The sequence below is a fragment of the Candidatus Electrothrix sp. genome (genome assembly GCF_052785085.1).
In genome coordinates, this window is the sequence record NZ_JALAAI010000009.1 from 22,287 (window position 1) to 46,074 (window position 23,788).

23 protein-coding genes and 1 riboswitch are annotated in these 23,788 nt (G+C 50.5%); of the genes, 8 read left to right on the plus strand and 15 right to left on the minus strand.

All coding sequences use genetic code 11. The features are described from left to right. The first annotated feature begins 26 nt into the window (after nt 1-26). From L2082_RS02835 to L2082_RS02850, 4 genes are all read left to right on the plus strand, one after another. Complete coding sequence (locus L2082_RS02835; protein ID WP_446011435.1) at nt 27-5,744, plus strand: RHS repeat-associated core domain-containing protein; 5,718 nt, start codon at nt 27-29, stop codon at nt 5,742-5,744. Between the two features lie 476 nt (nt 5,745-6,220). Continuing rightward, nucleotides 6,221-6,925 (plus strand): transposase, encoded by a 705-nt coding sequence (locus L2082_RS02840; protein ID WP_446007868.1) that lies wholly within the window; start codon nt 6,221-6,223, stop codon nt 6,923-6,925. After that, a complete protein-coding gene (locus tag L2082_RS02845) occupies nt 6,873-7,214 on the plus strand; it encodes a hypothetical protein (protein ID WP_446007869.1) in 342 nt (113 codons plus the stop codon). The genes L2082_RS02840 and L2082_RS02845 overlap by 53 nt, the downstream gene beginning before the upstream one ends. Before the next feature lie 221 nt (nt 7,215-7,435). Next, nucleotides 7,436-7,630: a type II toxin-antitoxin system Phd/YefM family antitoxin gene (locus tag L2082_RS02850; RefSeq protein WP_446007870.1), complete on the plus strand. Its 195-nt coding sequence runs from the start codon at nt 7,436-7,438 to the stop codon at nt 7,628-7,630. 43 nt (nt 7,631-7,673) lie between these two features. On the opposite strand, the gene L2082_RS02855 is transcribed toward L2082_RS02850, so the two are convergent. Beyond that, the gene (locus L2082_RS02855; protein WP_446007871.1) at nt 7,674-7,925 is read right to left on the minus strand and encodes a hypothetical protein; all 252 of its coding nucleotides are present in this window, start codon (nt 7,923-7,925) and stop codon (nt 7,674-7,676) included. 143 nt (nt 7,926-8,068) lie between these two features. Between L2082_RS02855 and L2082_RS02860 the strand changes: the two genes are divergently transcribed. Continuing rightward, a complete protein-coding gene (locus tag L2082_RS02860) occupies nt 8,069-8,362 on the plus strand; it encodes a type II toxin-antitoxin system Phd/YefM family antitoxin (protein ID WP_446007872.1) in 294 nt (97 codons plus the stop codon). Here the strand turns inward: L2082_RS02860 and L2082_RS02865 are convergent. The 3 genes from L2082_RS02865 to L2082_RS02875 form a co-directional block, all read right to left on the minus strand. After that, a complete protein-coding gene (locus tag L2082_RS02865) occupies nt 8,334-8,504 on the minus strand; it encodes a hypothetical protein (RefSeq protein WP_446007873.1) in 171 nt (56 codons plus the stop codon). The genes L2082_RS02860 and L2082_RS02865 overlap by 29 nt on opposite strands. A 34-nt stretch (nt 8,505-8,538) precedes the next feature. Beyond that, nucleotides 8,539-8,616, minus strand: a riboswitch (cyclic di-GMP riboswitch). A 164-nt stretch (nt 8,617-8,780) separates the two neighbouring features. Further along, entirely contained in the window at nt 8,781-8,969 is a 189-nt protein-coding gene (locus L2082_RS02870; RefSeq protein WP_446011436.1) for a hypothetical protein, read from the minus strand. A gap of 415 nt (nt 8,970-9,384) precedes the next feature. Further along, entirely contained in the window at nt 9,385-9,828 is a 444-nt protein-coding gene (locus L2082_RS02875; RefSeq protein WP_446007874.1) for a DUF4395 domain-containing protein, read from the minus strand. Nucleotides 9,829-10,023: 195 nt separating this feature from the next. Here L2082_RS02875 and L2082_RS02880 point away from each other — a divergent pair, with 195 nt between their 5' ends. Beyond that, on the plus strand, nt 10,024-10,440 hold the full coding sequence (locus L2082_RS02880; RefSeq protein ID WP_446007875.1) for a secondary thiamine-phosphate synthase enzyme YjbQ: 417 nt from the start codon (nt 10,024-10,026) through the stop codon (nt 10,438-10,440). A 131-nt stretch (nt 10,441-10,571) separates the two neighbouring features. Here L2082_RS02880 and tmk read toward each other — a convergent pair whose 3' ends face one another. Both tmk and pdxA read right to left on the minus strand, forming a co-directional pair. After that, nucleotides 10,572-11,162: a dTMP kinase gene (gene tmk, locus L2082_RS02885; protein WP_446007876.1), complete on the minus strand. Its 591-nt coding sequence runs from the start codon at nt 11,160-11,162 to the stop codon at nt 10,572-10,574. Continuing rightward, nucleotides 11,150-12,253 carry a 4-hydroxythreonine-4-phosphate dehydrogenase PdxA gene (gene pdxA, locus L2082_RS02890; protein WP_446007877.1) on the minus strand — a complete coding sequence of 368 codons (1,104 nt, stop codon included), beginning with the start codon at nt 12,251-12,253 and terminating at the stop codon, nt 11,150-11,152. Before pdxA ends, tmk begins: the two co-directional genes overlap by 13 nt. Before the next feature lie 232 nt (nt 12,254-12,485). On the opposite strand from pdxA, the gene L2082_RS02895 reads away from it, so the two are divergent. Then, a complete protein-coding gene (locus L2082_RS02895) occupies nt 12,486-12,944 on the plus strand; it encodes a PilZ domain-containing protein (RefSeq protein WP_446007878.1) in 459 nt (152 codons plus the stop codon). Nucleotides 12,945-12,953: 9 nt separating this feature from the next. Here L2082_RS02895 and L2082_RS02900 read toward each other — a convergent pair whose 3' ends face one another. The 9 genes from L2082_RS02900 to L2082_RS02940 form a co-directional block, all read right to left on the minus strand. Then, a complete protein-coding gene (locus L2082_RS02900; RefSeq protein ID WP_446007879.1) occupies nt 12,954-13,319 on the minus strand; it encodes a YraN family protein in 366 nt (121 codons plus the stop codon). A gap of 52 nt (nt 13,320-13,371) precedes the next feature. Continuing rightward, on the minus strand, nt 13,372-15,930 hold the full coding sequence (gene secA / locus L2082_RS02905) for a preprotein translocase subunit SecA (RefSeq protein ID WP_446007880.1): 2,559 nt from the start codon (nt 15,928-15,930) through the stop codon (nt 13,372-13,374). A 136-nt stretch (nt 15,931-16,066) separates the two neighbouring features. Further along, nucleotides 16,067-16,579: an N-acetyltransferase gene (locus tag L2082_RS02910; protein WP_446007881.1), complete on the minus strand. Its 513-nt coding sequence runs from the start codon at nt 16,577-16,579 to the stop codon at nt 16,067-16,069. A gap of 110 nt (nt 16,580-16,689) precedes the next feature. Beyond that, the gene (locus tag L2082_RS02915; protein WP_446011437.1) at nt 16,690-17,064 is read right to left on the minus strand and encodes a hypothetical protein; all 375 of its coding nucleotides are present in this window, start codon (nt 17,062-17,064) and stop codon (nt 16,690-16,692) included. A 598-nt stretch (nt 17,065-17,662) separates the two neighbouring features. Beyond that, nucleotides 17,663-18,841, minus strand: coding sequence for a cyclopropane fatty acyl phospholipid synthase (gene cfa, locus L2082_RS02920; protein ID WP_446007883.1), 1,179 nt, complete (start codon nt 18,839-18,841; stop codon nt 17,663-17,665). Between the two features lie 419 nt (nt 18,842-19,260). Next, entirely contained in the window at nt 19,261-19,503 is a 243-nt protein-coding gene (locus L2082_RS02925; protein WP_446007884.1) for a hypothetical protein, read from the minus strand. Between the two features lie 270 nt (nt 19,504-19,773). Next, nucleotides 19,774-20,277: a type II toxin-antitoxin system VapC family toxin gene (locus L2082_RS02930; protein ID WP_446007885.1), complete on the minus strand. Its 504-nt coding sequence runs from the start codon at nt 20,275-20,277 to the stop codon at nt 19,774-19,776. After that, complete coding sequence (locus tag L2082_RS02935; protein ID WP_446007886.1) at nt 20,265-20,489, minus strand: type II toxin-antitoxin system Phd/YefM family antitoxin; 225 nt, start codon at nt 20,487-20,489, stop codon at nt 20,265-20,267. Before L2082_RS02935 ends, L2082_RS02930 begins: the two co-directional genes overlap by 13 nt. A gap of 279 nt (nt 20,490-20,768) precedes the next feature. Next, nucleotides 20,769-21,377: a TetR/AcrR family transcriptional regulator gene (locus L2082_RS02940; RefSeq protein WP_446007887.1), complete on the minus strand. Its 609-nt coding sequence runs from the start codon at nt 21,375-21,377 to the stop codon at nt 20,769-20,771. Nucleotides 21,378-21,569: 192 nt separating this feature from the next. On the opposite strand from L2082_RS02940, the gene L2082_RS02945 reads away from it, so the two are divergent. Then, entirely contained in the window at nt 21,570-23,693 is a 2,124-nt protein-coding gene (locus L2082_RS02945) for a VIT and vWA domain-containing protein (RefSeq protein WP_446011438.1), read from the plus strand. The last annotated feature ends 95 nt before the right edge of the window (nt 23,694-23,788 follow it).

The following is a 23,788-nucleotide window of genomic DNA, read 5'->3' on the forward strand; positions in this document are numbered from 1 at the left end:
TTTTTCTCAACACCAGGAGGTGTGCTATGCCGTCCGCACGAAGTGTTTTTCTTCAACGAACTGTTTTTGTCCCTCTTCTCCGTACTTCCCGAAGTTTTACTTCATTCCGATTCTTCGGCTTTCTTACCTTTCTTACAGTTCTGCCGGCTCTCTTTTCCCTGACAGCTGCAAGTCCGGTTTCTGCCTGTATGCCGACCATCAAGCATATGGCGGACACTATGGTCCCGCCTAATCCGGCTGTTGGAACCTCGGCCACAATAACTTTCACCGTTAGGAATACGTCTCCCTCCTGTGATGCCAACGGATATAAGCTGGCCTTTCACTCGGTACTGCCGGCAACCCCTGAATGTCTGTCAGGGAATTACAGCGGCAGCAATCCGACCTTTTCCCTTGCTGCCGGTGCAACCGGTCAGGTGACGGCCAATATACCCGCTGCACCTTCTGAACTGGCAGGCTGTAAAGTATATTTCGATATTCTTGACGCTTCCGGTTCTCCCATGCCGCTGTTGCCCGGCGGCAGAATGTGGATGAGCTTTGGCGGCGGTATGGGGCCGGGCCTTTGCGTAGGCCCCTTACCTGTCATCAACTCGGCTGATCATGTGGATATGGGTAACGGTGAAGTGGCGGTCAGCACTGAGGTAGAAAACACCATTGGTTCCCCGGTTCTGGAGGTTGACAACAGCTCAACTGACATGGAGGCGGGGTCAGGCGGCCAGTACACCGGAGGAGACAGCACTTGGCAGGGGGATAACAGTAACGCGATTACAGTCTTCGGGATGTGCGGTATGTCGGATTCCCTCGCATATAATTATCCTTCATTCTACTCGTCGCTGTATGGTTCGAGTTCTTTTCTGAGCAACTGTAGCGGAACATGCGGCAAGGATGCCGACCCCGTCAACACCGCCATAGGCAACTTTGTTTATGAAGAGGCGGACGCCACGGTAGCCGGTCCTGGCGACAGCACCATCAAACTGAACCGTACCTACAACTCCCAGGCCGTGCTCTGGACACCGGCTTCCAGGGTGCGTTTTTACCCGGATGGATCAGAGGAAGTCATGGCCGAACCGCCCCAGTATTTCGGCAAGGGCTGGACCTCGGAGCTGGGCCAGTACCTGCTGGAAATCGACATGGCCCCGACCTTTGAGGGCGTGCAGATCCTCTACCCGGACGGTCATACGGCCAATTTCAAGAAATCCGGTTCTCAATACGTCTCCGACTCGCCCGGCACCCATGACGTGATCAGCAAGGAAGGGGATGAGTACGTGCTCCGGGACGCGGACTGCGGCTGTGCTTCGGAAGAAAAACGCTTTGACAGCAACGGTCACCTGACCGCCCTGATCGACCGCAACGGCAATGCCGTCCGCCTGTTCTATGACGGCGACAAGCTGACCGCTCTGGAAAACGCTGCCGGACGGCGGGTGGAGTTCACTCTGAATGACGACGGGCAGATAACAGAAGCCCGTTTACCGGAAGACATCAGCCTGCAATACGAGTACGAAGACGGCCTGCTGACCGCCTTTATCGACGGACGGGGCAACCGCACTGCATATCAATACGATGATCTGGGCCAGATGACTGAAATCATCTCGGCCAAGGGGCATCCCCTGGTGCGCAATACCTACGATGACGAATACCGGGTTACTGAGCAGATCGTGGGCGAAAGCGAGCAGTACAGCTTCAGCTATGAGGACGGAAAGACCACGGTCACGGATGCCTACGGCAATGCCCATGTCCATCATTATGATGATGACCTGCGCCTGATCAGGATGGAATACCCGGACGGCAGCGAAGAGCGGTACCAGTACGATGCGGATCAGAACCGCACCGCCTATACAGATCAGGCCGGGGCGCAATGGCAGTGGACCTATGATGACAAGGGCAACCGCCTGACGGCCCAAGGCCCCTTGGGATGGCACCGGGACTGGACTTACAACGAACGCCACCAAGTCACTCAGATGACGGAAAAGGTGGATGCCGACTCCGAGCGCACGAGCAGTTTCAGCTATGACGAGCACGGCAACCTGATTCGATTCTGCAACGCCCTCAACGCCTGCGGCACGGTGAGCTATGATGAACGCGGCCTGCCCCTGCGCATGACCGATCTCAACGGCAACACTACCGTGCATCAGTATGACAGCGAAGGCGATCTGATCAGCATCGTTAATGCCGAAGGCGCGGTCACCCGCCTGGATCATGACGGTCTGGGGCGGCTGCACTCCCTGACCAAGCCCCTGGGCAGCCAGTTCCGCTACACCAGGGACGAGAATAGCAATCTCATTGCTGTGGACGGGCCGCTGGGCTTTCACCTGGAGTTCAGCTATGATGCCAACGACCTGCTGGAACGCAAGCTCGATCCTAACGGCGGGGCGATCCGCTACAGCTATAATGCCTCGGACAAACCGGTGCAGGTCATCAATCAGCTCGGCTTTGCTGCGGCCACCTACGAGTACGGCCTGATGAACGAACGCAGCAGGTTCACGGATGCGGAAGGCAGGCAATGGGCATATCAACATGACAGCCTGCTGCGTCTGGTCAGGGTTGCCGGGCCGTTGGGGGCAGAGTTCCGTTACCAGTACAACCCTGTGGGCAGGATCACCGACTTCATTGATGCCGAGGGCATGGTCACCCATACGGAATACGACGGTCTGTACCGACCCGTGGCTGTGACCCGCAACTGGCAGCCTGCCTTGGCTGCTACGGCGGACACCAACGTGACCACCCGTTATGCCTATAATCTGGTCGGTGACCTGCTGGAGAAGATTGACCCGGAAGGCTATGTGTTCCAGTACCGCTACGACCTCCAGAGCCGTCGCGTCGGCAGCGAGGATGCAGAGGGCTACGAGTGGCAGTTCAGCTACGACCCCATGGGCAATCTGCTCAAGGCCCTGAACCCGCGCGGCTACAGCACTGCAATGAACTATACCCCGACTTACCGGCTGGCCCAGATTACTGACCCGGAAGGCCATGCGGTCAGTTATGATTATGATGCGGACGGCAACCGCATCAGCAGGACTTCGGCCCTGGGGATCAGCACCCGCTTTGCCTACGATGCCCTGGATCGCCGCATTGCCGTGACCCGTAACGCAGACTCCGGCCTGTCCGCAGATCATCAGACCAATGTCCGCACCGAGTACGGCTATGATTTGGCAGGCAACCTGATCCGCCTGACCAATCCCCTGGGCTATGCAGCCGAGTTCAGCTACGATGCGGCCCATCGGCGGACAGAGGCAAAGGACTTTGAAGGCGGCAGCACCCTGTACAGCTACGACCGGGTGGACAATATGCTCAGTATCATGGATGCCGAGGGCAATCCCACCCTGTACCAGTACGACGACCTGAACCGGCGCATCAGCAGCACCAATGCCGAGGACGAGACCACCGGCTTTGTCTACGATTTGATGGGCAACCGGATTACCCTGATTGAAGCGGATGAGACCCTGACCCGGTACGAACACGACGGGGTCTATCGCCTGCACCGGGTCACGGAGAACTACCGGCCCGGCGAGGCTCCTGGCAATGATGTCAACAAGCTCACCCGATACAGCTACGATGCCCGTGGCCTGCTCACTGAGATCATCAATGCCAACGAGGCAGCCACCGCCTTTGCATACAACAAAGTGGGCAATCTGATTGAAGAGGTCAACCCGCTGGGCAGGACCTGGACCTACACCTACGACGGCATGGGCAATCGGATCAGTCGCAGGGACGGCAAGGGTGCGCTGACTGCGTACAGCTTTTACCCGGATGACCTGCTGCAAAGCATCGCCTACAGCGACGGCACCGCAGTCAGCTATGCTTATGATGCGGATAACCGACGTGTCCTGATGGAGGACGGGTTGGGACAGACCGGCTGGGACTACGATCCCCTGGCCAGGATTACGCAGCAGAACGACCCCTTGGCCCGGATGCTGGCCTATCAGTATGATGCGGCCTCCAACCGTACCGGCATCACCTACCCGGACGGCAATCAGCTGGGCTACCAGTACAGCCCCAATAACTGGTTAAAAACAATGACCGTGGATCCCGTAGGGGCACGGCAGGCCGTGCCCGTACAGACCGAATACAGCCGCGATCTGGTGGGCAACCTGACCCGGATCGTTAATCCCAACAATACAGAAAGCAATATCGAATACGACCGTGTCTACAGGACGATCCGTAGGGACACGGCACGCCTTGCCCCTACCCAACAGGTCGTATCCTTTGCTTATACCTATAACCAGGTCGGCCATGTCACCCAGGCCATCAAGGAATACGGCTGGCGCAATCCGTCAACCATCACCGAAACCTATGAGTACGACGGCCTCCATCGCCTTTCCTATATGAACATGTCCCCGCTCAAGAACAACGGCGGCACCGTGGAAACAGCCTACAGCTATGATCCGGTGGGCAATCGCCTGAGCTGGGAAAGCAATGACGATCTCCAGACCAATACCCCCTTTGACGGCTTTTACCGCCGCTATGAGTACAACGCGGCCAACCAGATGCTGGCTATGGAAAACGCTGCGGACAAGAAGAACGATGATTTTGCATACGAGTACCGCTTTGACGGCAACGGCAACCGGATCAACCGGCAGCTCATCGACCGGAACGGCCCCCAGTACGGGGTTGATTACAGCTATGACCCGGAAAACCGTCTGGTTTTGGCTCAGGATTACCAACTGGTCGGGAAAGGGAAGAAAGGCGGGCATCGCATCGACCGGGCCTTCACCACCCTGGAATACGACGGCGGCGGTCGGCGGCTGGTGCAGCATTACGATCCCAAACAGGGCGGCAACGGGGTGGATAAACGGGATGAGTACGTGTTTGACGGGCTTGATCCGGTGGCTGAATACGATATGCTCAACGGCCAGCGCACGGATTATTACCGGGGCGCGGGCAATCACCTGGCCCTGATGCACCAGTACAAAGGCGGCACTCAGGGGCAGATGTACTGGTATCACTACAACAATAAGGGCGATGTTGCAGGGCTGACCAAACAGAACGGCAACTCGCACCATACCTACCGCTATGATCCCTACGGGGCTGTGCTGCCGGAGAACGGCAACTTCACTGATCCGCATAACCATTACACCTTGACCGGCAAGGAGTTTGATGAGCACACCGGGCTGGTCTGGTTCGGGGCGCGGCATTATGAGCCTGAGACCGGGGTGTGGATGGGGCAGGATGTGTACAGGGGAAGGTTAGATGAGCCTATGAGCTTGCATAGGTTTGGATATGTGAGGAATAATCCGGTGACGTTGTGGGATTGGTATGGGTTTAGCGACGATAGCATGTTTAATACTGATGTTAAGGCGTGTTTGATAAATAATTTTGTTTTTAAAGCTGCCTCTCCTCTCAATGCTTGTTACTCTAAAAATGGGAAAATATCTCTCCAAGGTGATGCAAAAGCATTTAGTGGAGAATTATATCGTATTTCTGACTCAGGAGATATAGGACTTCAAGTATGCTTAGGTTCCAAGAAAATCAAGAAATTAACTGGAGACAAGGCCAGCCTTGCAGGTTGTCTATCAATAGGAAGTGATGATATTGCAATAGGAGCATCAATAGAGTGTTTAGGATTTGGAGGTGAAAGATCTCTTTCTGGTACCGAGGCCAAAAAGAAGATAGAAGCAGAAGCAGAGGAAATTAAAAAAGAATCAACAGATATTTTTTGGTTTTTTCAATCACAAGAGGGGTGTGGTCTGTTCCCAAGTATTTGTAATTTTATATATGAAATTCGATCAGTTCTTACTCCTGGAATTTGAGCAAGCAATGCAAGTGCATTCCACCATGCACCATTTCCGGCACCCCCCTTGGGCCGCGCAACCGAATCATGCGAATAATTGCCGCAAATGCCGGGCAGGGGCAAAGAATCGGTTGGCGGATGTTTTTTTGCGGGGCATGGATTTTTAATCGCAAGCCTTCGCGTTAAAAACACAAGCCCACGATTCTTTTCATCGGCAGCGTGATGTTTAAAATCGAAGGCCGGGTGTAGGGGCGGCCCCCCGTGGCCGCCCTGGTTATCCCCCCGTGTCCGCCCTGTTTGTCCACCATTTCGGCACGTTCCGACCGGGCAGGCACGGGGACCTGCCCCTACAAAACCGTGGTAACAACCGACCATGAAATACAATCTGACATGTATCATCGCCGTCCCGTCCGCCCGGTTTGTCCACCATCCCGGCACGTTCCAACCGGGCAGACACGCAGGTCTGCCCCTACAATCCGTGGTGAATAACCGACCATGAAATACAACCCCGACATCCATCACCGCCGTTCCATCCGTCTGCGCGGGTATGATTACACACGGGCCGGGGCCTATTTTGTGACGATATGCGTGCAACATCGGGAATGTCTGTTGGGCCATATTTCCGTTCCCGCCGCCGTAGGGGCAGACCCCCGTGTCTGCCCTGGTATTTCCTCCGAAATTCATTTAACCGACGCAGGCCGAATGGTGCAGAAAATATGGGATGAAATCCCGGATAATTATCCCGGTGTGGATATTGATGAATTCAGGGTCATGCCGAATCATATCCACGGAATTATTGTGTTGACCGATCCTGTTGTAGGGGCGGATCCCCATGTCCGCCCTATTGATCCACCATCACGGCAGAACCACCAAGGGCAGGCACAGGGGCCTGCCCCTACGGAACCGTTATCATTGCCGGATGTGGTGCAACGATACAAATCCCTGACCACCAACCAGTATATCGACGGGGTGAAACAAAACGGTTGGCAACCGTTTCCCGGTAAATTATGGCAGCGCAATTACTGGGATCATGTCATCCGCAATGAAAACGAATTACACCGCATCCGCGAATACATCCGCAATAACCCGGCCCGTTGGCAGCAGGACGCATTGCATCCCGACCAGCCTCCGTTCCCCGGTGAAACCCGTGAATTCACGCCGCCGTATGGTTCTTGCGGTCATGAGGTGTGGATGGTGTAGGGGTACGGCGTGCCGTGCCCCAACGGGATTCCCCACCACCCATTCCATCCCCCTGCACCATGACGATTATGCCCGGTTCGCACCCCGCCCGGATAATCAATCAGGGCAGGGCCGATCCTGTAGGGGCGGTTCGCCTTCGGAGCCGGAGAAAACCCTGCCTCTTCGGGAAAATAACCCGATGAAACAGGGCAACAAGCCCCTGCAACGGGCAGAAATGGTATTGGAGCGGGTAAAACACATCCTGAAGCGGGAGGAAATGGCACTGCGGCAGGAGAAAGTGATTCTGTAGCGGGTAAAAACGCCTCTGTAACGGGAGAAAGTCGTTCTGCAGCGGGTAAAAATGCCTCTGTAGCGGGAGAAAGTCGTTCTGCAGTACGTTTCTCTCAGTTTTATCCGGCCCGGAACAGGTTTTGCCTGTTCGCAACTGGAAAGCACAGCTAGTTGAAGGCAACAGGATTGTGGTTTATCGAATACGACACAGAAAAGAGGTGTACCGCAAGAGGTGATGTTATGAAATTGAACCCGCAGCTGATTAAACGGCAGGGAAAGAGTGAGTTTGTTGTTCTGCCGATTGAAGAATTCGAGGCAATGACGGAGCTGATTGAAGATTATGAAGATTTACGAGAACTGAGAGACGCGAAAGAAAAGTCTCAGGGGCAGAAATCAATCCCGATCACGGAAGTGATTGCGGAACTGGGATTATAATTCCTCCATAGTAGGGGGCACGGCGTGCCGTGCCCCAACGGGATTACCACCACCCATTCCACTTCCCTGCGCCATGACGATTATGCCCGGCCCGCACCCTGCCCCGATAATCAATCAGGGCATGGCCGATCCTGTAGGGGCGGACCCCTGTGTCCGCCCGGTTTGTCCACCATCCCGGCATATTGCAACCGGGCAGGCACGGGGACCTGCCCCTACAATCCGTGGTGAATAACGAATCATGAATGAACCGGACATCCACCACCGTCGTTCTATTCGACCGTCTGAAAAACAGCATAGGGTTTGCCTGTCAAAAGGCATAGGGTTTGCCTATCAAAAGGAGTTCTGCCTCCCTCCGACAAAAAACAAGCAGCTTGACAGAGTCTCTTCCCTGCAAGTATCATGACTTGTAGAGTTGTTATACTTTACAGGGAGAATACCATGGAAAGAATACTTGATGTAACCTCAGCCCGGAGACAATTCGGCACCTTGCTTGATGAAGTTTTTCATAAAGGCGATACAGTGATTATTGCCAGAAAAGGAAAAGCATTGGCTCGGCTTGTACCTCTGGAGCTACGAAAATCTCATGACACGGACGTGTCACCGCGCCAAAGCGAATTGTTGAAAAAACTTCACAGCCTGCCTGCCCTGGCAATGGAGCAGGATCCTGTCGAAGTTTTGCGGAACCTGCGGGAGCAGAAAAGGATTAAGGGCGGTAGTGAATATGGCAGGTGAGATTTATGTGCACAACCCATCGTTCATCTAATGGGATGACTTCAAGGGAAGAACCTTTCGCCTGAGCGGCAAGGGGAACTGCAAAAAGAATTGCTGCGGCGGTTACAAAACTTGTGCGGATTTTTTGAGATGTGGTTTTCATAACATTCCTCCTGGTTTTAGAGCGTTTAATGAAAGCAGGCAACCCGGCGGTCTCCTTATGGAGATCCGTGGCTTTCCGACACCGCCTCGCGACGGTTGTGGCTTTATCAACTTTCCGGCCCTGCAACGTCCAGAAAGCTTGTTATGTAAAAGAACCTGCTATGAAAAAAAAGACTTTTCAATTGGCTATAATTTTTTATAACCCCCTCTTATGAACATGTCAAGATAATCTTTCTTTTTCCTCGGGAAAAATTTTACTCGTAAATAATATATGTTGTCAGCGAATCATCTGAGCATAGGGTCGCTGAGATTGAGGGGCAAATCGTTTTTCATGATTTTCGTTAATCCATCTTGAAGGCTCAAGGCCCAGAGTTAGGCTGGTGCCCAAGCTCTGCTTGGGTACAGACATCGTGAAGTTTCGGAACCAGAAAATTGGTTCGTTGCGAAGTCGTGTTGGAAGTTTCATAGCTTTTTGAAATCACCCTAAGGCCAAAAGGCTTTATAGTTGACCGGGTACTGAATCAGAGGTACTTTAGCATTTTTATAATCAATAGCCGGGAACGAGGCTTGCTTACTTATCGAATATTATGCAACTGATGTACTCATTTCTCGTTATTCACTGATTGATAGTAAAGACAGTAAACACATGCGTCCATTTTCTTGTTATTTTCTTTTGATACTATCTCAACGCCCTCATGGGAACATAATGTTCCTTCAACTTCCCAACACGGAATTTTCTCCTTTATGTGAAACATGATGCAGGCTTTTTTGATACAGCCCAGATATTCATAACATGTTTCCATATTATCAACGTGATATGCCGAACACTAAGAGGTTAAGCGAATTCATAAAATCCATTACGCCTTAACAAGGTACCCTTACTATTCAACTTTTACCTCTTTCAGACTGTAGATAAAAGGGTATATCTGGCAGGCCACACAAAATTTAAAGACAGCTTCAAGGGCAGCACAAATCATAAACATTGCTCCTGCAACCAGGGCGGTTCGTTCAAGGGCAAAGAGCCATGATACGGTGAGCAGGCAGCAGAAGAAAAAACCGATTTTGGCGGCAAAGATTTTGGGGCCAGCATCAACCATCACAGGTTTGGCTTTGACAAGGGACAGGATGTTCTTGCTGATATTGGCGAACAAACTGTATTGAGGATTAAGGAAACCCCGAATAAAGAAATCGAATCCAACAATCAGGATGATCCATTTCCAAGGAGTCAGGAGAAAAAGCAGGATAGAGAGAAAGGCCAAGGCTGCATTGATACGTACAGCATTTTCATTAATTTGTTTCAAAGAAACAGGGCACATAAGCTTCATAGAAAACCTCTTCTTAGCCTGGGAATGATAACTATATCTATTATATCTTTAAAAACGAATATTTATTCTATCCTGCAAGGGAAATCTGTAACGCAATGGCTGAGTGAGGTCAAGGAAAAAAGAGTCTTCAAGGAAAAGAGGACGTGCTGAAAAAGGCACTTAGTAAAGAATAAACAACGAAAAGAAAGAGATACAATGAAAAGCTATCACAAAGAACTGTGGTTTGAAATTAAGACCCGTCGGGAATTTATTAATATCACCCCGGAAGTAGAGGCCTGCCTGGCAGAATCCGGGATTCAGGAGGGGCTTTGTCTGGTCAATGCCATGCATATCACGGCCTCAGTCTTTATCAATGATGACGAGGCCGGGCTTCATCATGATTACGAGGTCTGGTTGGAAAAGTTAGCCCCTCATGCCCCGGTTTCCCAGTACCGCCATAATGGCTATGAGGATAATGCTGATGCCCATATGAAACGACAGGTTATGGGCAGGGAGGTGGTTGTGGCCATCACTGAAGGTAAATTACACTTCGGCACCTGGGAGCAGATTTTTTACGGTGAGTTTGATGGTCGGCGTAAAAAGCGGGTACTGGTCAAGATTATCGGCGAGTAAAGATAGCGTGTAACTTTATGGATTCAAGGAGAAATATTCTATCCATTATTTCGAAAGCCCTAGGGGCGAACCTATGTGTTCGCCCTTTTATACCGGGCAGACACGCAGGTCTTGCCCCTACAATTCATCATCTAAAATAATCGCTCCTGTACTGTTCTGCAAATATCCTTATGAACCTGTTCCGGCGACTGGGCTGCATTGATACGGGCGATACAGGGGTCAGAAAAGGCAGCAAAATGATCTGCCACTTTGCGAAGTTGATCCAGTTGTTCAAAATCATTAAGTTCCTCTCCCCGTCCTTCCCGGATCCGGGCAATGGAGACCTCCGGGTCCATAGTCAACAAAAGTACCAGACTTGGCCTGGGAGCAAAGCTGTTACGGGCAAAGATCTCGCCTGTATCCATACCTGCTGCTCCCTGATAAGCGGCTGTGGAATAATAATACCGATCAGTAAGAATGATCTTACCAGCAGCCAACTCCGGCTTGATAAACTCGTGGACATGAAGGCGGCGATCCTCTATAAAAAGGTTGAGTTCCTCTTCCGGGGTGCAGCTACTCCTGTCCTTGTATAATTCTCTGATCCGACGACCATACTCGCTGTCTGTGGGTTCGTAGGTGGTGACCACCGGAAAACCCTGTTCCTCAAGAAAATGGGCCAGAAGCTGTACCTGGGTTGATTTCCCCGTTCCGTCAATGCCTTCAAAGGCAATCAGCATACCCATTTTTTTAAACTCCTGTTCTGTTGTGTCCTGTTGTATGCTATTTCTGCGGCCATCTGCCATGCTGCCCTGAGACTGGAAGAATCCGCTTTACCTTGACCGGCAATATCATAGGCTGTGCCGTGATCCACCGAGGTGCGGACAATGGGAAGGCCCAGGGTAACATTAACCCCATCCTGAAAATGGAGGAGCTTAAAGGGGATCAGCCCCTGATCGTGGTACATGCAGACGACAGCATCAAATTCCCCATTGGCAGCCTTATAAAAAATGGTATCAGGGGGCCAGGGGCCGCTGACCTCAGCATTGCAGCCTCTGAAATTATATTGTTCCAAAGCAGGTTTAATGATTTCAATCTCTTCCTGACCAAACATCCCCTGTTCGCCACTATGGGGATTGAGGCCTGCCACTGCTATTCTGGGATTATTTATCGCAAAATCCTTTTGCAAGGCGTGGGCTGTCATTCTGATGCACTCCTGAATTTCATGTATGGTCAGTAGCTCAGGAATTTTTGCCAGGGGTTCGTGGATAGTGACCAAAACCACCCGGAGTCGGGAACCAGCCAACATCATCAGATACTTATCAGTTTCTGTCAAATGGGCCAGCATCTCAGTGTGGCCGGGAAAATGAATCCCTGCATTATTGAGTGCTTTTTTAGAAATAGGACAGGTGACCATTGCTGCAAAATCACCACGCAGGGTATGTTGGACTGCGTGGCGAATATAGTCAGCCATGGCAACCGAGGTTTCCTGGATCGGTTCTCCCCAATGCAGTTTTTTGGCATTAAGCTGTGAAAGTTCCATGACTGGCAGACTGCCCGGCTCTATTTCCTGACCAGGGAGCCAGGGAACCGGCTCTATTTGCACATTGAGCTGGGCAGCAACCTGGGAAAGAACCGCAAGATCCCCAAGTACGACAGGAGGGAACTTGGTTCTCTTTTCAAGTCCTTCAAAGAAAGAAAGGAGAATCTCAGGGCCAATCCCGACCGGACATCCCATAGTTACGGCAATTGGCTCCATAGTAAGCTGATAATATTTCTTCTTATTGAATAAGGGAGGCGATGATCTGTTGGCTGGCTCGGTAGTATAAGCATTCATTGTTCAGGCTATCCTAAAGAGGACAGGCTTTTTTGTCAAGAAGTTAGCTGGGGGTAACATGATGATATCCTTGTTGAGCTGCTGGAGGAAACATTGATCAGTTTTCAGGTTCCTTTTTCGTTCCTTCTTTCTTGTTTGAAAATGCGATACACTGGTTTTATAGAGCAGTTGCTTTGGAAAGAGTGAAGGATGGGACACACCAATAAGAGGGTGCTGTTATGAAAGAAAAATTATGAAAGCAAAAAATAGACGTCGATTCTCACGGCTAAATATTCAGTGGGCTGTCCGGCTGGATTTTGGTGCTGTGGAGTATAAGCGGTTTATCCATAATATCAGCCTTGGCGGGTTATACATTGAGGGCGAGTTCCAGCAGGTTTTGAATGGCGATGTTTGTACGGTCAACCTGAAACAATCTGGTTTTTTTACCGAAGAGGCGATCAGGGCAGTTGGTGCTATTAGCAGAGTTGACGAGCAGGGCATGGCTGTGGAATTTCTTTCTATGAAATTAGACAGCTTTTTCTTTTTACAAACAGCTCTTTATTATAAGGCTATTGACCCAATGCTGCTGGGGAAGGAGTTTATTGATAATAATATTTTTGAAGTTGAAGGCGATTTGATCTTTTTTCAGGCAGATAATGTGCATGTTCAAACCATAAAACAGATGCGGAATTATCTGAGCAGGCTGAAATAAGAGGCCTTTTTAAAAGGCATTCTTGAGTAACTCAACCTGTATATTCTGTCCGTTCAGGTGGACAGCAACCACATCAAAACGAACAGGAATCTCCCGACCTTGCACATAGGCAGCAGCAATCTTTGTTATCTGTTGTTGCTTACGAACATCCACTGCCTCAAAAGGACTGCCAAACTTTTTTGTGCGCCGGGTTTTTACCTCAATAAAAACGAAGTCCTCACCATCACGGGCAATGATATCCACCTCCCCGATCCGCAGACGAAAATTACGCTCCAGAATAGTGTAGCCCTGTTGCTCCAGATACCGGACTGCTGCCTCTTCACCTGTGTGTCCGGTTATTTTTCTGGAATCTTTGCGAGTGACTGAAGCTTTCATGGTAAACGACCCCGCCCCAAGAAGCGGGGTATTTTCCTGAGATCAAATCTCCTTAGCTCAACCTGCCGCAACATTTTTTGTATTTTTGACCAGAGCCACAGGGGCAGGGAGCATTACGTCCGACTTTTTCTGTATCGCGGCGAACAGTTTTCGGACCCTCGTCATCAGCCCCGGCAGCTCTGGCCGAAAGTCGCACCTGTTCCAGCTCTTCTTCCTGCCTGCGTCGCTGTTCTTCTTCAAAGCGATCCACTTCATCACTCTGAAGGATGCGGACATGCATCAGGGTGGTGATGGTTTGTTCTTTCACGGTCTCAATCATGGACTGGAAAAGCTCAAAGCCTTCGCGTTTGTACTCATCCAGAGGATTTTTCTGACCATAGCCACGCAGGCCGATCCCCTCTTTAAGATGATCCATATTGAGCAGATGTTCTTTCCACAGGGTATCCACCATCTGGAGCAGGATCATCCGCTCAATCTGGCGCATCTGGTCTGCCCGGTTACGTTCATCCTGGGCCTTATACGCCTCTTCAACAGCGGCTTGTAAGGTCTCCTGCAAGGAGTCAGCAGTAACCTCTGTGGGATCTGTATCCAGCCAGCCCGGCTTGATATTAAAGATCTCCTCAACGCGATCATTGAGAGCATCCCATTCCCAATCCTCTGGATGCTTACGCTCTTGAGCCGTCTCTCCCACAAGACTTTCCACCAGCTCCTGCATCATATCTTTGATAGTCTCATGAACATCTTCACTCTCCAGCACCTTGCGCCGTTGGGTGTAGATGACCTCACGCTGTTTATTCATGACATCATCGTATTCCAGTAAATGCTTACGAATATCAAAGTTATGGCCTTCCACCTTGCGTTGGGCATTTTCAATGGCCTTGGAAATCATGGAATGCTCAATGGGTTCGTCCTCTTCCATGCCCAGTTTATCCATGATCGTGCCCAGTTTTCCTGAACCGAAGATGCGCAGCAGATCGTCTTCCAGGGAAAGGAAGAAGCGGGAGGAACCAGGATCGCCCTGACGACCGGAACGACCGCGTAACTGGTTATCAATCCGGCGGGATTCATGGCGGCTGGTGCCGAGAATATGGAGTCCACCCACCTCCCGTACTCCTTCTCCCAGTTTAATATCAGTTCCACGGCCAGCCATATTAGTGGCAATGGTGATCTTGCCGGTTTGACCAGCATCAGCGATGATTTCTGCCTCACGCTCATGATGCTTGGCATTCAGGACTTCGTGGGGAATCCGCTCTTCTTTGAGCATGCTGGAGATCTTTTCTGAAACATCAATGGATATGGTGCCCACCAGCACAGGTTGGCCTTTTTCGTGCAGTTCTTTGATTTCCTGGACAATAGCTCGGTATTTGGCTGCCTGGTTTTTATAGATAACATCTGCATAATCCTTTCGAACCATATCCCGGTTAGTCGGAATAATGACCACGTCCAGATCATAGATTTTTTTAAATTCCGGTGCCTCTGTGTCTGCTGTTCCGGTCATACCGGCCAGCTTATCATACATCCGAAAATAATTCTGAAAGGTGATGGATGCTAAGGTTTGATTTTCCTTTTCAATGTTCACCCCTTCTTTTGCTTCCAGGGCCTGATGAAGACCATCTGAATAGCGCCGTCCTTCCATAGTTCGTCCGGTAAACTCATCAACAATGACTACTTCACCGTTCTTAACAATATAATCCACATCCCGCTGAAACAGGACATGGGCCTTGAGGGCCTGATTGATATGATGGAGTTGGTTGATATTGCGCGGGTCATAGAGATTATCCACACCCAGCAGTTCTTCTCCCAGCAGCACACCTTCGTCAGTAAGCAGAACCTGACGGGCCTTTTCATCCTTGGTGTAATGCTCCTCTTCCTGAAAATTCTTCATGATCCCGTCAACCTTCGTGTACAGGTCAGTGGACATGTCTGCCGGGCCAGAGATGATCAGCGGGGTCCGGGCCTCATCAATCAGGATAGAGTCCACCTCATCAACAATGGCAAAATTAAAGCCGCGCTGACAAAATTCTGCGGTGTCAAACTTCATATTATCGCGCAGATAGTCAAAGCCAAACTCGTTATTGGTACCATAGGTCACATCTGCGTCATAGGCCTCTTTGCGGGCAGCATCGTCCATATCATGGACAATGGCCCCGGTGGTCAGACCAAGAAAATGATAGAGCTTGCCCATCCATTCCACATCACGGCTGGCCAGATAATCATTAACCGTGACCACATGCACGCCTTTACCGCTCAGGGCGTTGAGATAGACCGCAGCAGTGGAGGTCAGGGTTTTGCCCTCACCGGTTTTCATCTCAGCGATTTTACCCTGATGCAGGACAATACCACCAACGAGCTGGACATCATAATGCCGTTCTCCCAGCACCCGCTTTGCTGCTTCCCGGCAGACCGCAAAGGCTTCAGGCAGGAGATCATCCAAGGTTTCGCCGTCTGTATAACGCTGTTTGAATTCCTTGGTTTTAGCCTGTAATTGTATATCGCTTAATGGTTCTATATCGGGCTCAAGGTCGTTGATCTGATCAACCACCTTGAGCAATGCCTTGACCTCGCGATCGTTTTTGCTGCCAAATACTTTGGTTAACGCTTTGTTTATCATTCTATCTCTCCGCAAGGAGAACCGGAGGTTCTCATTATTTTCTTTTTTGCGGGTAACCGCCGGTCAGTACCGACTGATACCGGTCATCTCTTTTGTGTGTCTGCAGGATGCCGTAGGGGCACGGCACGCCGTGCCCCTACTTTTTCTCTGCCGTCCAGATCAGGGCCTCTTCGTCACAATCGGGAAACTTGGGACATTGGAGACAGTCGCTCCATATTTTATGGGGGAGATCATTCTTCTCAATATCAATAAAACCGAGCTTTTTAAAAAAATTCGCCTGATACGTCAAGGTGAAGACCCGACCGATCTCCAGGCTCCATGCCTCATCAAGGCAGGAATGGAGCAAATGCCTGCCAATCCCCTTGCCCTGGTGATGTTCTGCAACAGCCAAAGAACGTATTTCTGCCAGGTTTTCCCAACAAATATGCAGAGCACAGACCCCCTGAATACCCTTGTCATCAAACACAACAAAGTCACGTAGTTGATCATAGAGCGAGCTGATAGAGCGCCCCAGGAGCAGGCCCTTGGTGGCGAATTGCTGTAAGAGACTGTGGATCTCCTTTACATCGCTCATCCGGGCCGGACGGATTGAGCTACTCGTTAAACCCGGTGCAGGAGTACATCTGCAATCTGTTGTACAAGTCTTCATTATGGAGTGTCAAATTATTCAAAATTTTTCCAAGGTACCTCTTTACCGTTCGTTGGTCAAGGGGACAAATGGTTTATATATAATATCAGCCTGATAAGTTATCTCCCTGCTCAAGGCCTCTGATGCAGGGGAGATTCGTGTGGGGAAATGCGTTTTTTTCGTTCTCTGGGCTGGATATAGATCGCAGGGGGATCAACCTGTTCAATATTGGGTTGTTCAATATCAGGTACTGTTGCCTCCAGCTGTGTTTCCGGTATAGCTTCTTGTGCAGCCTCTTGTGAATTTTCCTGTGCAGCCGGAGCTGGGGCAGAAGGACAGGGGGATATGATTGTCCGCCCTGCCCAGACGCCAATAAAAAACATCCAGAGAAACAAACAAGAGGCGACCAGGGCTATCCCGGCAACTCCGTTAAGGCTCAGTTGAAAGATAAAATGTTTAAATGGTGCTTTTTGAGAAGCAGCCGTATTTTTTTTACGTGGAGGCATGAAAAACTACGCAATGTTAACAGAATACACAAGACAAGTTGTGCTTAGCTTATTTTGTCCTATCATCCCATAATCAGGGTTTCTTTTCAAACATTTATTCATCAGGCATTCTTATCCCGAGAGCATGATGTACGTCTTTGGGAATTCTCAGAAAGGGATTTGGCCAGATTCTGAGGTTTCAAAACCCGAACTTTTCCCGGCTGAAGCTGATTGCACTCTTGAAAACCTCTTTGTTTTTATTGAAAAAAACTGGGAAAAATTTTTTTTAATGATAAAGGTTTCCTGGCAGCAGCATGGCATTTTTCCTATGTTAAAGTAGAAATACACTTTGCTATTAACTATGTAAAAAGAAAACTGCAAACAGGACATTTTTGAGAATACTCCTGGTTGTTAATATAAAAAACAAACAGCCAGAGCGGGATTGACCCTAGATATGCTTCCGGGCGAGTTGCTGTCAGGGATTTAGTGAGTAAAGGAGCCTCTCTCCTTGCTGTTTTCCAAAGAGAAGGAGTAGAAAGGCGGTACCAACAAAACAGAGCTTCAGCAATAAAGGCTTCCCAAGCCGGAGCTTGGGAACCAGGAAATACCATCGGAGCCTTTAATCTGCCTTTGCATGTTCCTGAGAAAAAGAGAAGCGTCGTGTTGAACGATACGACCGCCTTCCTGCGCGCTTGCTTAAGACTATCTGCCAGAGCTGTCCCCGTCGTGAACGGAAAACACCGGCGCAGGAGAGCAGATAATATTTCCACATACGGTAGAATCGCTGATCGTACCGGTGTTTCAGTTTGTCCCATCCCTCATCAAAGCGTTTCATCCACGTCATTAGAGTGCGGTCATAATTATGACCGAAACTATGCCAGTCCTCAATCAGAAAAAGGCCGTCCGCCGCTTGAGCGATATCTGCGGCAGAAGGCAGTTTGCCGTTGGGAAAGATATATTTGTTTAACCACGGATCAAAGGATCGTGATGTTTTGTATCTGCCGATGGTATGTAAAAGAAACAGGCCGTGATCCGCAAGCAGATCCGCCGCTTTAGTGAAATAGGTACGATAATTTTTCAGGCCGACATGCTCAAACATGCCCACTGAGACAATCTTGTCGAAAACTCCGTCTAACTCCCGGTAATCGATAAGCTCGATCCGCACCGGCAACCCCTTACAGTATGCCGAGGCAAGATCTTGTTGTTCCTGCGACACTGTGATGCCAACCGCCTCCACACCATAGTATTCAGCCGCATAGCTGACCAGACCGCCCCAGCCGCAACCTATATCCAGCAGGCGTTCACCCTTGCTGAGTTTCAGCTTCTGACAAATCATGTCCAGTTTGTTTTTTTGAGCCTGTTCCAATGTATTCGCATTTTCCCAATAGGCGCAGGAATAGCTCATAGTCGGATCCAGCATGATTTCAAAAAGGTCATTGCCGATGTCGTAATGCTGTTCACCCACCTGGAAGGCACGTTTATAGTTCTGCAGATTCCGCAGTTTGTTGTATACCGCCTTGATACCAAGTTTGAGTTTCTGTCGCTTTGACACCGTCTTTTCGATGTCTTCGATACTGAGTAAACGATCAAATAACTGATCAAGGGCCGGGCAGTCCCATTGCCCATCCATGTACGCTTCACCGAAACCCAACGAACCCTGCGAGAGGATGCGTTGATAGACGACCGGATCATGTACGGTAATGTCCCAGGGCTGATCGCCGTTAAAGGCCACACCTGCATTTTTTGCCAGGTCAAACAGGATTTTCGGGGGAAGTAGAGCTTCTTGTACATTTGACATTGCATTCTCCTCCTTTCTCTGTTGTGATGTATTGGTTCTCAGAAAGATAATGGATACCTCCTTTTTCGATCAATTCCTAAACATGTGGCTCGATATCGGCTGAAACTCTCTGAATTTCCGGGATGGAAGGCAGTTCGTAAGGAATCTGTAGATCAGAAAACCCAAGTACCCAGGAGCAGCAATGCTGCCGATAGAGCAACCAGATAGAATGCCGCTGAACTGAGCACGGGGATGGCTATGAACGAACCGAGCATACCGGCAATGAACACGACCATGGCGGCATTCCACAGGTTTCGACTTGGCCTATGTAATTTGTGATCTTCACAGTATAGTTCCTCCTTGCAACAGGTTGTTCTTGACTGGAAAGGACACCATCTTGTATCCAGTGTGTTGTCCGCTTGCGTTGTATTCAAGCAGGCCTAGAAATTCCTATATTGGACTATTGCATTATTTACGCTCTGTGCCCATTTGGCAAAGATTGCTGAGTTGCGTACCTTTCTGTATTGATCTTGCTTTTGGCCGTTCTTATTCAGTTTTGTGCCTTGAAGAATTTCTACACCTAGAAGATTCATCAGATCATCGCTGCACTGCATTGCCAGGGCAACCGATTTTTCAAGGTGGAAGCTGTGCTCTTCATAGGAATCGCTTCCGTAGAGTTTCATCTTTTACCCGAGAAATCTACAAAGCACATCCCCCCATGTCAACGGGGAAAATTCAGCAAAGATTGGTGTGCTGGATATGAAGCTATAAGAGGTTCCATTTCCTTTCAGCAGGAGATATACTGAAACCATCCTCATCGGGAGAGCGTCCTGCTGGAACGGGAGAAAAACTCATTGCAGCAGGAAAATGTCTTCCCGGATCGACAGAAATTCCACTGCAGCAGGAAGAAAGCATTCTGGAGTGGGAAAAGATGGTACTGAAGCAGGCAAAAATCATTCTGTAACGGGAGAAAACGGGTCTGCAGCGGGAGAAAACGACTTTGCAGCATTGCAAGGCCATTTTTGCTTGCCGCACCCGCTTCTCTTCCAGAAAATATTGACAAGAAAGCCATGACCCCCAAAAACAACCAACTCCCCCCTGCCACCTCCTTTGTCAGCGGCATCATCCGCTTCTGCCTGTGCCGCAAGCATTCGATCAAAAGGGTCGCGGTGCTCCATTTTCCATTCCCCGGCAAGCTGGGCATGATCAGTACCGACAGGAAGGGCGGTGAACCCGACCCCGCAGATCCATTTCGGAACATTTCGAGCCACTGTTTCGGCCTGAGGCAGCTTGCCGAGGCGGAATTTCGTTGTAATCTCCCAGACCGAGGCCGCACTTATCAGGATTGTATTCTCCGCCTCCACGATATGTCCCCTGATTTCTGCAGGCAAATGCGGATCATCAAAAAGCCACCACAGGAAAATATGCGTATCAAGAAGCAGGGTTATTTTTCCCATGCCTGCAACTCCTCTTCCGGTAGTGCTTCAAAGAATTCTTCGGTCACTGCGCCCCGAGCAATGCCGGGCCGTCTTTTCTTCGGCTGCGCCAGCGGAACAAGTTTTGCATACGGTTTCCCGGCCTTGGCGATAACGATTTCTTCGCCAGCATGAACACGGGTCAGCAGTCTGGAAAGATGTGTCTTTGCATCATGGACGTTAACGGTTTCCATTACTCCTTCCTCTTTTTTTAAACTTAGTCTCATGACTTAGTTTATCCGGTCTTGCCGAAGAAGAAAAGGAATAATAGAGCAGCACAGATTGCTGCCCGGCGGGACGGAATGCTCATCCCGCTGGGCGCATCTACGAGTTAGGGGGGGAGCCTATTTTCTGTGCCCGGCGTTGAAACACCGGGCTATTTTCGGCAGTCCCTCCGGGACGCTGTTTCCCGGATATCCCCACCCCGGAGGGGCGATTGATAATAGCCCACCGTTTTAACGGTGGGTGGCTTCTCATACCATATCCTCCGCCCGCAACCCCAGTAAATAATTACGCACCAGAGACTCGGCCAGCACCTCGGCGGATTCCGCATGGACAACGTCCAGCTTGCCGCTCATCGCAAGGGCGCAGATTCCGTGCAGCCCGGCCCAAAGCACCCGTGCGGCTCGCTCCGCCCTTTCGTTGTCATCAGCCACCAATGGTGCCGTCATCCGGGTGACCAATAAAAAGAGGTCGTCCACCTGTTGCTGATGCCATTCTGGTAAAGTGCTTCCCGGTGCCAGCTTATGCTCAAGCACTAAAGACCAGAGATTATAATTTTCCCGACAAAAGGCGACATAGGATTGCCCTAATCCTATTAAGGCGGCAAGCGCATCATCCTTCTGCCCGGTGTCCGCCAGCAGCCGGGATTGCAATTCGCTCAGGGTGGTGCTGTTTACTGTCAGGATAATTTCATCCAGATTACTAAAGACATTATATATTGTGCCGACTGCACAGCCGATCTTCTTGGCGATTTTCCTGATACTTAAAGAGGTCGAACCATGCGCCATAACCATTTCTGTTGAAACTTCAATAACAGTGGCCCGCAATTGCCCGTACTCCACTTTTTGCCCACGTCCCATAAGCACTCCTTGTAATTTTGGCCTTTTGTTTTTCCTGTAAGACCATCGTACAAAAAAAAGGAGAGAAAGGAAAGAATTTACTTGAACAGTGTTCAATAAAATTGTACGGTAGAGATGTGAACGGTGTTCATATATTTTTTACTTTAAAGTTGAACAATGTTCATAAAACCAACCCTAATTCGGAGGAAAACCATGAACCCCATGAAACAACTCATCATCAACGCCTTATTGTGCTGCCTGTTCCCGATGCTCGGATTCGGATCCGCTTCAGCTGCCGGGCTACTCACGCCAAGTGACAACAGCCTGCCTGCCCTAGAAGTCAGGGATCACCAAGTTAAAGTAGTTATTGAGGACGGTTACGCCATCACCACGGTGGAGCAGGTCTTTCATAATCCGCACGCCCAGGATCTTGAGGCGATCTATTCCTTTCCGGTGCCGGAAAAGGCGGCGGTTGCCGAGTTCACCATGTGGATCGACAATAAGCCAGTTCACGGTGAAGTCCTGGAAAAGGGCAAGGCCAGAAAAGTCTATGAAGAACAGAAGGCTGCGGGCGAGGATGCCGGGCTGACTGAAAAGGACAGTTATAAGACCTTTGACATCGCGGTCTCACCGGTGCGGGCCGGACAGGATACCCGAATCCGTTTCGGCTATATCCAGCCGGTCAAGGTGGACAGCGCCATGGGCCGTTATGTTTATCCTTTAGAAGAAGGCGGCGTGGATGACACCAAGCTCTCCTTTTGGACAGCCAATGAAAAGGTCACCAATACCTTCAGTTTCGACCTGATCCTGCGACCCGGCTATCCGGTGGACGGAATACGCCTGCCCAATCATCCTAATGCGGCGATAGTCAAAAAGGGAGACAGCTATCATGTCCATCTCGGCAACAGTAGCGGTGACAATCCTGCCGCTCCTGCTGCGGCCGAGACGATTACTGATGCGGAAGAAGGCAGGCAGCAGATTGCTCGGACAACAACTCTCCAACCCCCGGTTCAGCCTGATGGCACGGCCTTTACTTTGGATCAGGATATCGTGGTCTACTACCGCCACGCCGACAACCTGCCCGGATCAGTGGATCTGGTCACCTATAAGCCGGAACAGGATAAAGCCGGTACCTTTATGCTGACAGTCACTCCGGCCATGGATCTCCAGCCCATCACCGAGGGTCGGGACTGGCTCTTTATTCTGGATATTTCCGGGTCCATGAAGGGCAAATATCAGACCTTGGCAGACGGCGTCAGCCGGGCCCTGCAAAAGATGTCCCCCAATGAACGCTTTCGAATCATCCTCTTTAATAATTCCGCCTCTGAGCTGACCCGAGGCTACACCCTGGCCAACCCGGAGAATGTACGGAAGTATATCGACAAGGTAGGGAAAATCGCTCCCAACGGCGGAACCAATGTCTACGACGGCCTGCACAAGGGGATCAAGGGATTGGACAGCGACCGCACCAGCGCGATCCTCCTGGTCACTGACGGGGTAGCCAATGTGGGTGTTACCCGGCAGAAAGACTTTATCAAGCTGATTCGCAGCCATGATGTACGCCTCTTCACCTTTATCATGGGCAACAGTGCCAACCGTCCCCTGCTCACCGCGATTACAGATGCCTCCAACGGCTTTGCCATGAGTGTCTCCAACAGCGACGATATTGTCGGCTCCATCCTGCTGGCCCAATCCAAGGTCACCCATGAGGCCCTGCACGGGGCACAACTCAAAATCAAGGGTATCAAAACCTTTGACCTGACTCCAGAAAAGATCGGCAGCCTCTACCGTGGTCAGCAGCTGACCATGTTCGGGCATTACAGCGGCAACGGACAGGCAAAAGTCAGCCTGAGCGGCAAGATCTCCGGTGAAGAGAAGGTCTATCAGACTGACTGCACCTTCCCGGAGACATCCACAGCAAACCCTGAACTGGAACGACTCTGGGCCTATGCCAGCATTGAACAACTCAACCGGGAGATGGAAAATTTCGGCGAAGATGCTGATATGAAGCAGGCAATAACCGACCTGGGTATTCAGTATGGCTTGGTCACTGATTACACCTCTATGATTGTGGTTCGGGATGAGGTGTTCAAAAAGCTTGGTATTGAACGCAGAAACTCAAAACGTCTGCAACGGGAATTCACTGCCCAAAAAGAACGGGCTGCCCAGCCGGTTGTCCAACGTCGCGCTGACACTGCACGGCCCATGTTTAAGAACAGCAATCAGCCCACTACACGCAATTCCGGCGGAGGCGGTGGCGCAGGCAGCTTTGACCTTATCTCTCTGCTCTTCCTGCTGCCGTTGGCGTGGATCGGGCGCAGGAAAAAACAGGCCTGAAAAGACCGGAAACAGGACGAATCGTAGGGGAGACCGGCTGGTCGGTCTTGCATAATGGAAGGATTACAGGTTCCCAAGCCGGAGCTTGGGAACCA

What these genes read in the sequence shown, in the direction of transcription:
- L2082_RS02840 (WP_446007868.1), top strand. Translation starts at nt 6,221, where the DNA reads ATGAAATACAACCCCGACATCCATCACCGCCGTTCCATCCGTCTGCGC.
- L2082_RS02880 (WP_446007875.1), top strand. Translation starts at nt 10,024, where the DNA reads ATGAAAAGCTATCACAAAGAACTGTGGTTTGAAATTAAGACCCGTCGG.
- L2082_RS02900 (WP_446007879.1), bottom strand. Translation starts at nt 13,319, where the DNA reads ATGAAAGCTTCAGTCACTCGCAAAGATTCCAGAAAAATAACCGGACAC.
- L2082_RS02940 (WP_446007887.1), bottom strand. Translation starts at nt 21,377, where the DNA reads ATGGGACGTGGGCAAAAAGTGGAGTACGGGCAATTGCGGGCCACTGTT.
- cfa (WP_446007883.1), bottom strand. Translation starts at nt 18,841, where the DNA reads ATGTCAAATGTACAAGAAGCTCTACTTCCCCCGAAAATCCTGTTTGAC.
- L2082_RS02855 (WP_446007871.1), bottom strand. Translation starts at nt 7,925, where the DNA reads ATGCTGTTTTTCAGACGGTCGAATAGAACGACGGTGGTGGATGTCCGG.
- L2082_RS02870 (WP_446011436.1), bottom strand. Translation starts at nt 8,969, where the DNA reads ATGAAACTTCCAACACGACTTCGCAACGAACCAATTTTCTGGTTCCGA.
- L2082_RS02865 (WP_446007873.1), bottom strand. Translation starts at nt 8,504, where the DNA reads ATGAAAACCACATCTCAAAAAATCCGCACAAGTTTTGTAACCGCCGCA.
- pdxA (WP_446007877.1), bottom strand. Translation starts at nt 12,253, where the DNA reads ATGAATGCTTATACTACCGAGCCAGCCAACAGATCATCGCCTCCCTTA.
- L2082_RS02835 (WP_446011435.1), top strand. Translation starts at nt 27, where the DNA reads ATGCCGTCCGCACGAAGTGTTTTTCTTCAACGAACTGTTTTTGTCCCT.
- L2082_RS02910 (WP_446007881.1), bottom strand. Translation starts at nt 16,579, where the DNA reads ATGAAGACTTGTACAACAGATTGCAGATGTACTCCTGCACCGGGTTTA.
- L2082_RS02860 (WP_446007872.1), top strand. Translation starts at nt 8,069, where the DNA reads ATGGAAAGAATACTTGATGTAACCTCAGCCCGGAGACAATTCGGCACC.
- L2082_RS02945 (WP_446011438.1), top strand. Translation starts at nt 21,570, where the DNA reads ATGAACCCCATGAAACAACTCATCATCAACGCCTTATTGTGCTGCCTG.
- L2082_RS02915 (WP_446011437.1), bottom strand. Translation starts at nt 17,064, where the DNA reads ATGCCTCCACGTAAAAAAAATACGGCTGCTTCTCAAAAAGCACCATTT.
- L2082_RS02875 (WP_446007874.1), bottom strand. Translation starts at nt 9,828, where the DNA reads ATGAAGCTTATGTGCCCTGTTTCTTTGAAACAAATTAATGAAAATGCT.
- L2082_RS02895 (WP_446007878.1), top strand. Translation starts at nt 12,486, where the DNA reads ATGAAAGCAAAAAATAGACGTCGATTCTCACGGCTAAATATTCAGTGG.
- secA (WP_446007880.1), bottom strand. Translation starts at nt 15,930, where the DNA reads ATGATAAACAAAGCGTTAACCAAAGTATTTGGCAGCAAAAACGATCGC.
- L2082_RS02930 (WP_446007885.1), bottom strand. Translation starts at nt 20,277, where the DNA reads ATGGGAAAAATAACCCTGCTTCTTGATACGCATATTTTCCTGTGGTGG.
- L2082_RS02935 (WP_446007886.1), bottom strand. Translation starts at nt 20,489, where the DNA reads ATGGAAACCGTTAACGTCCATGATGCAAAGACACATCTTTCCAGACTG.
- tmk (WP_446007876.1), bottom strand. Translation starts at nt 11,162, where the DNA reads ATGGGTATGCTGATTGCCTTTGAAGGCATTGACGGAACGGGGAAATCA.
- L2082_RS02850 (WP_446007870.1), top strand. Translation starts at nt 7,436, where the DNA reads ATGAAATTGAACCCGCAGCTGATTAAACGGCAGGGAAAGAGTGAGTTT.
- L2082_RS02925 (WP_446007884.1), bottom strand. Translation starts at nt 19,503, where the DNA reads ATGAAACTCTACGGAAGCGATTCCTATGAAGAGCACAGCTTCCACCTT.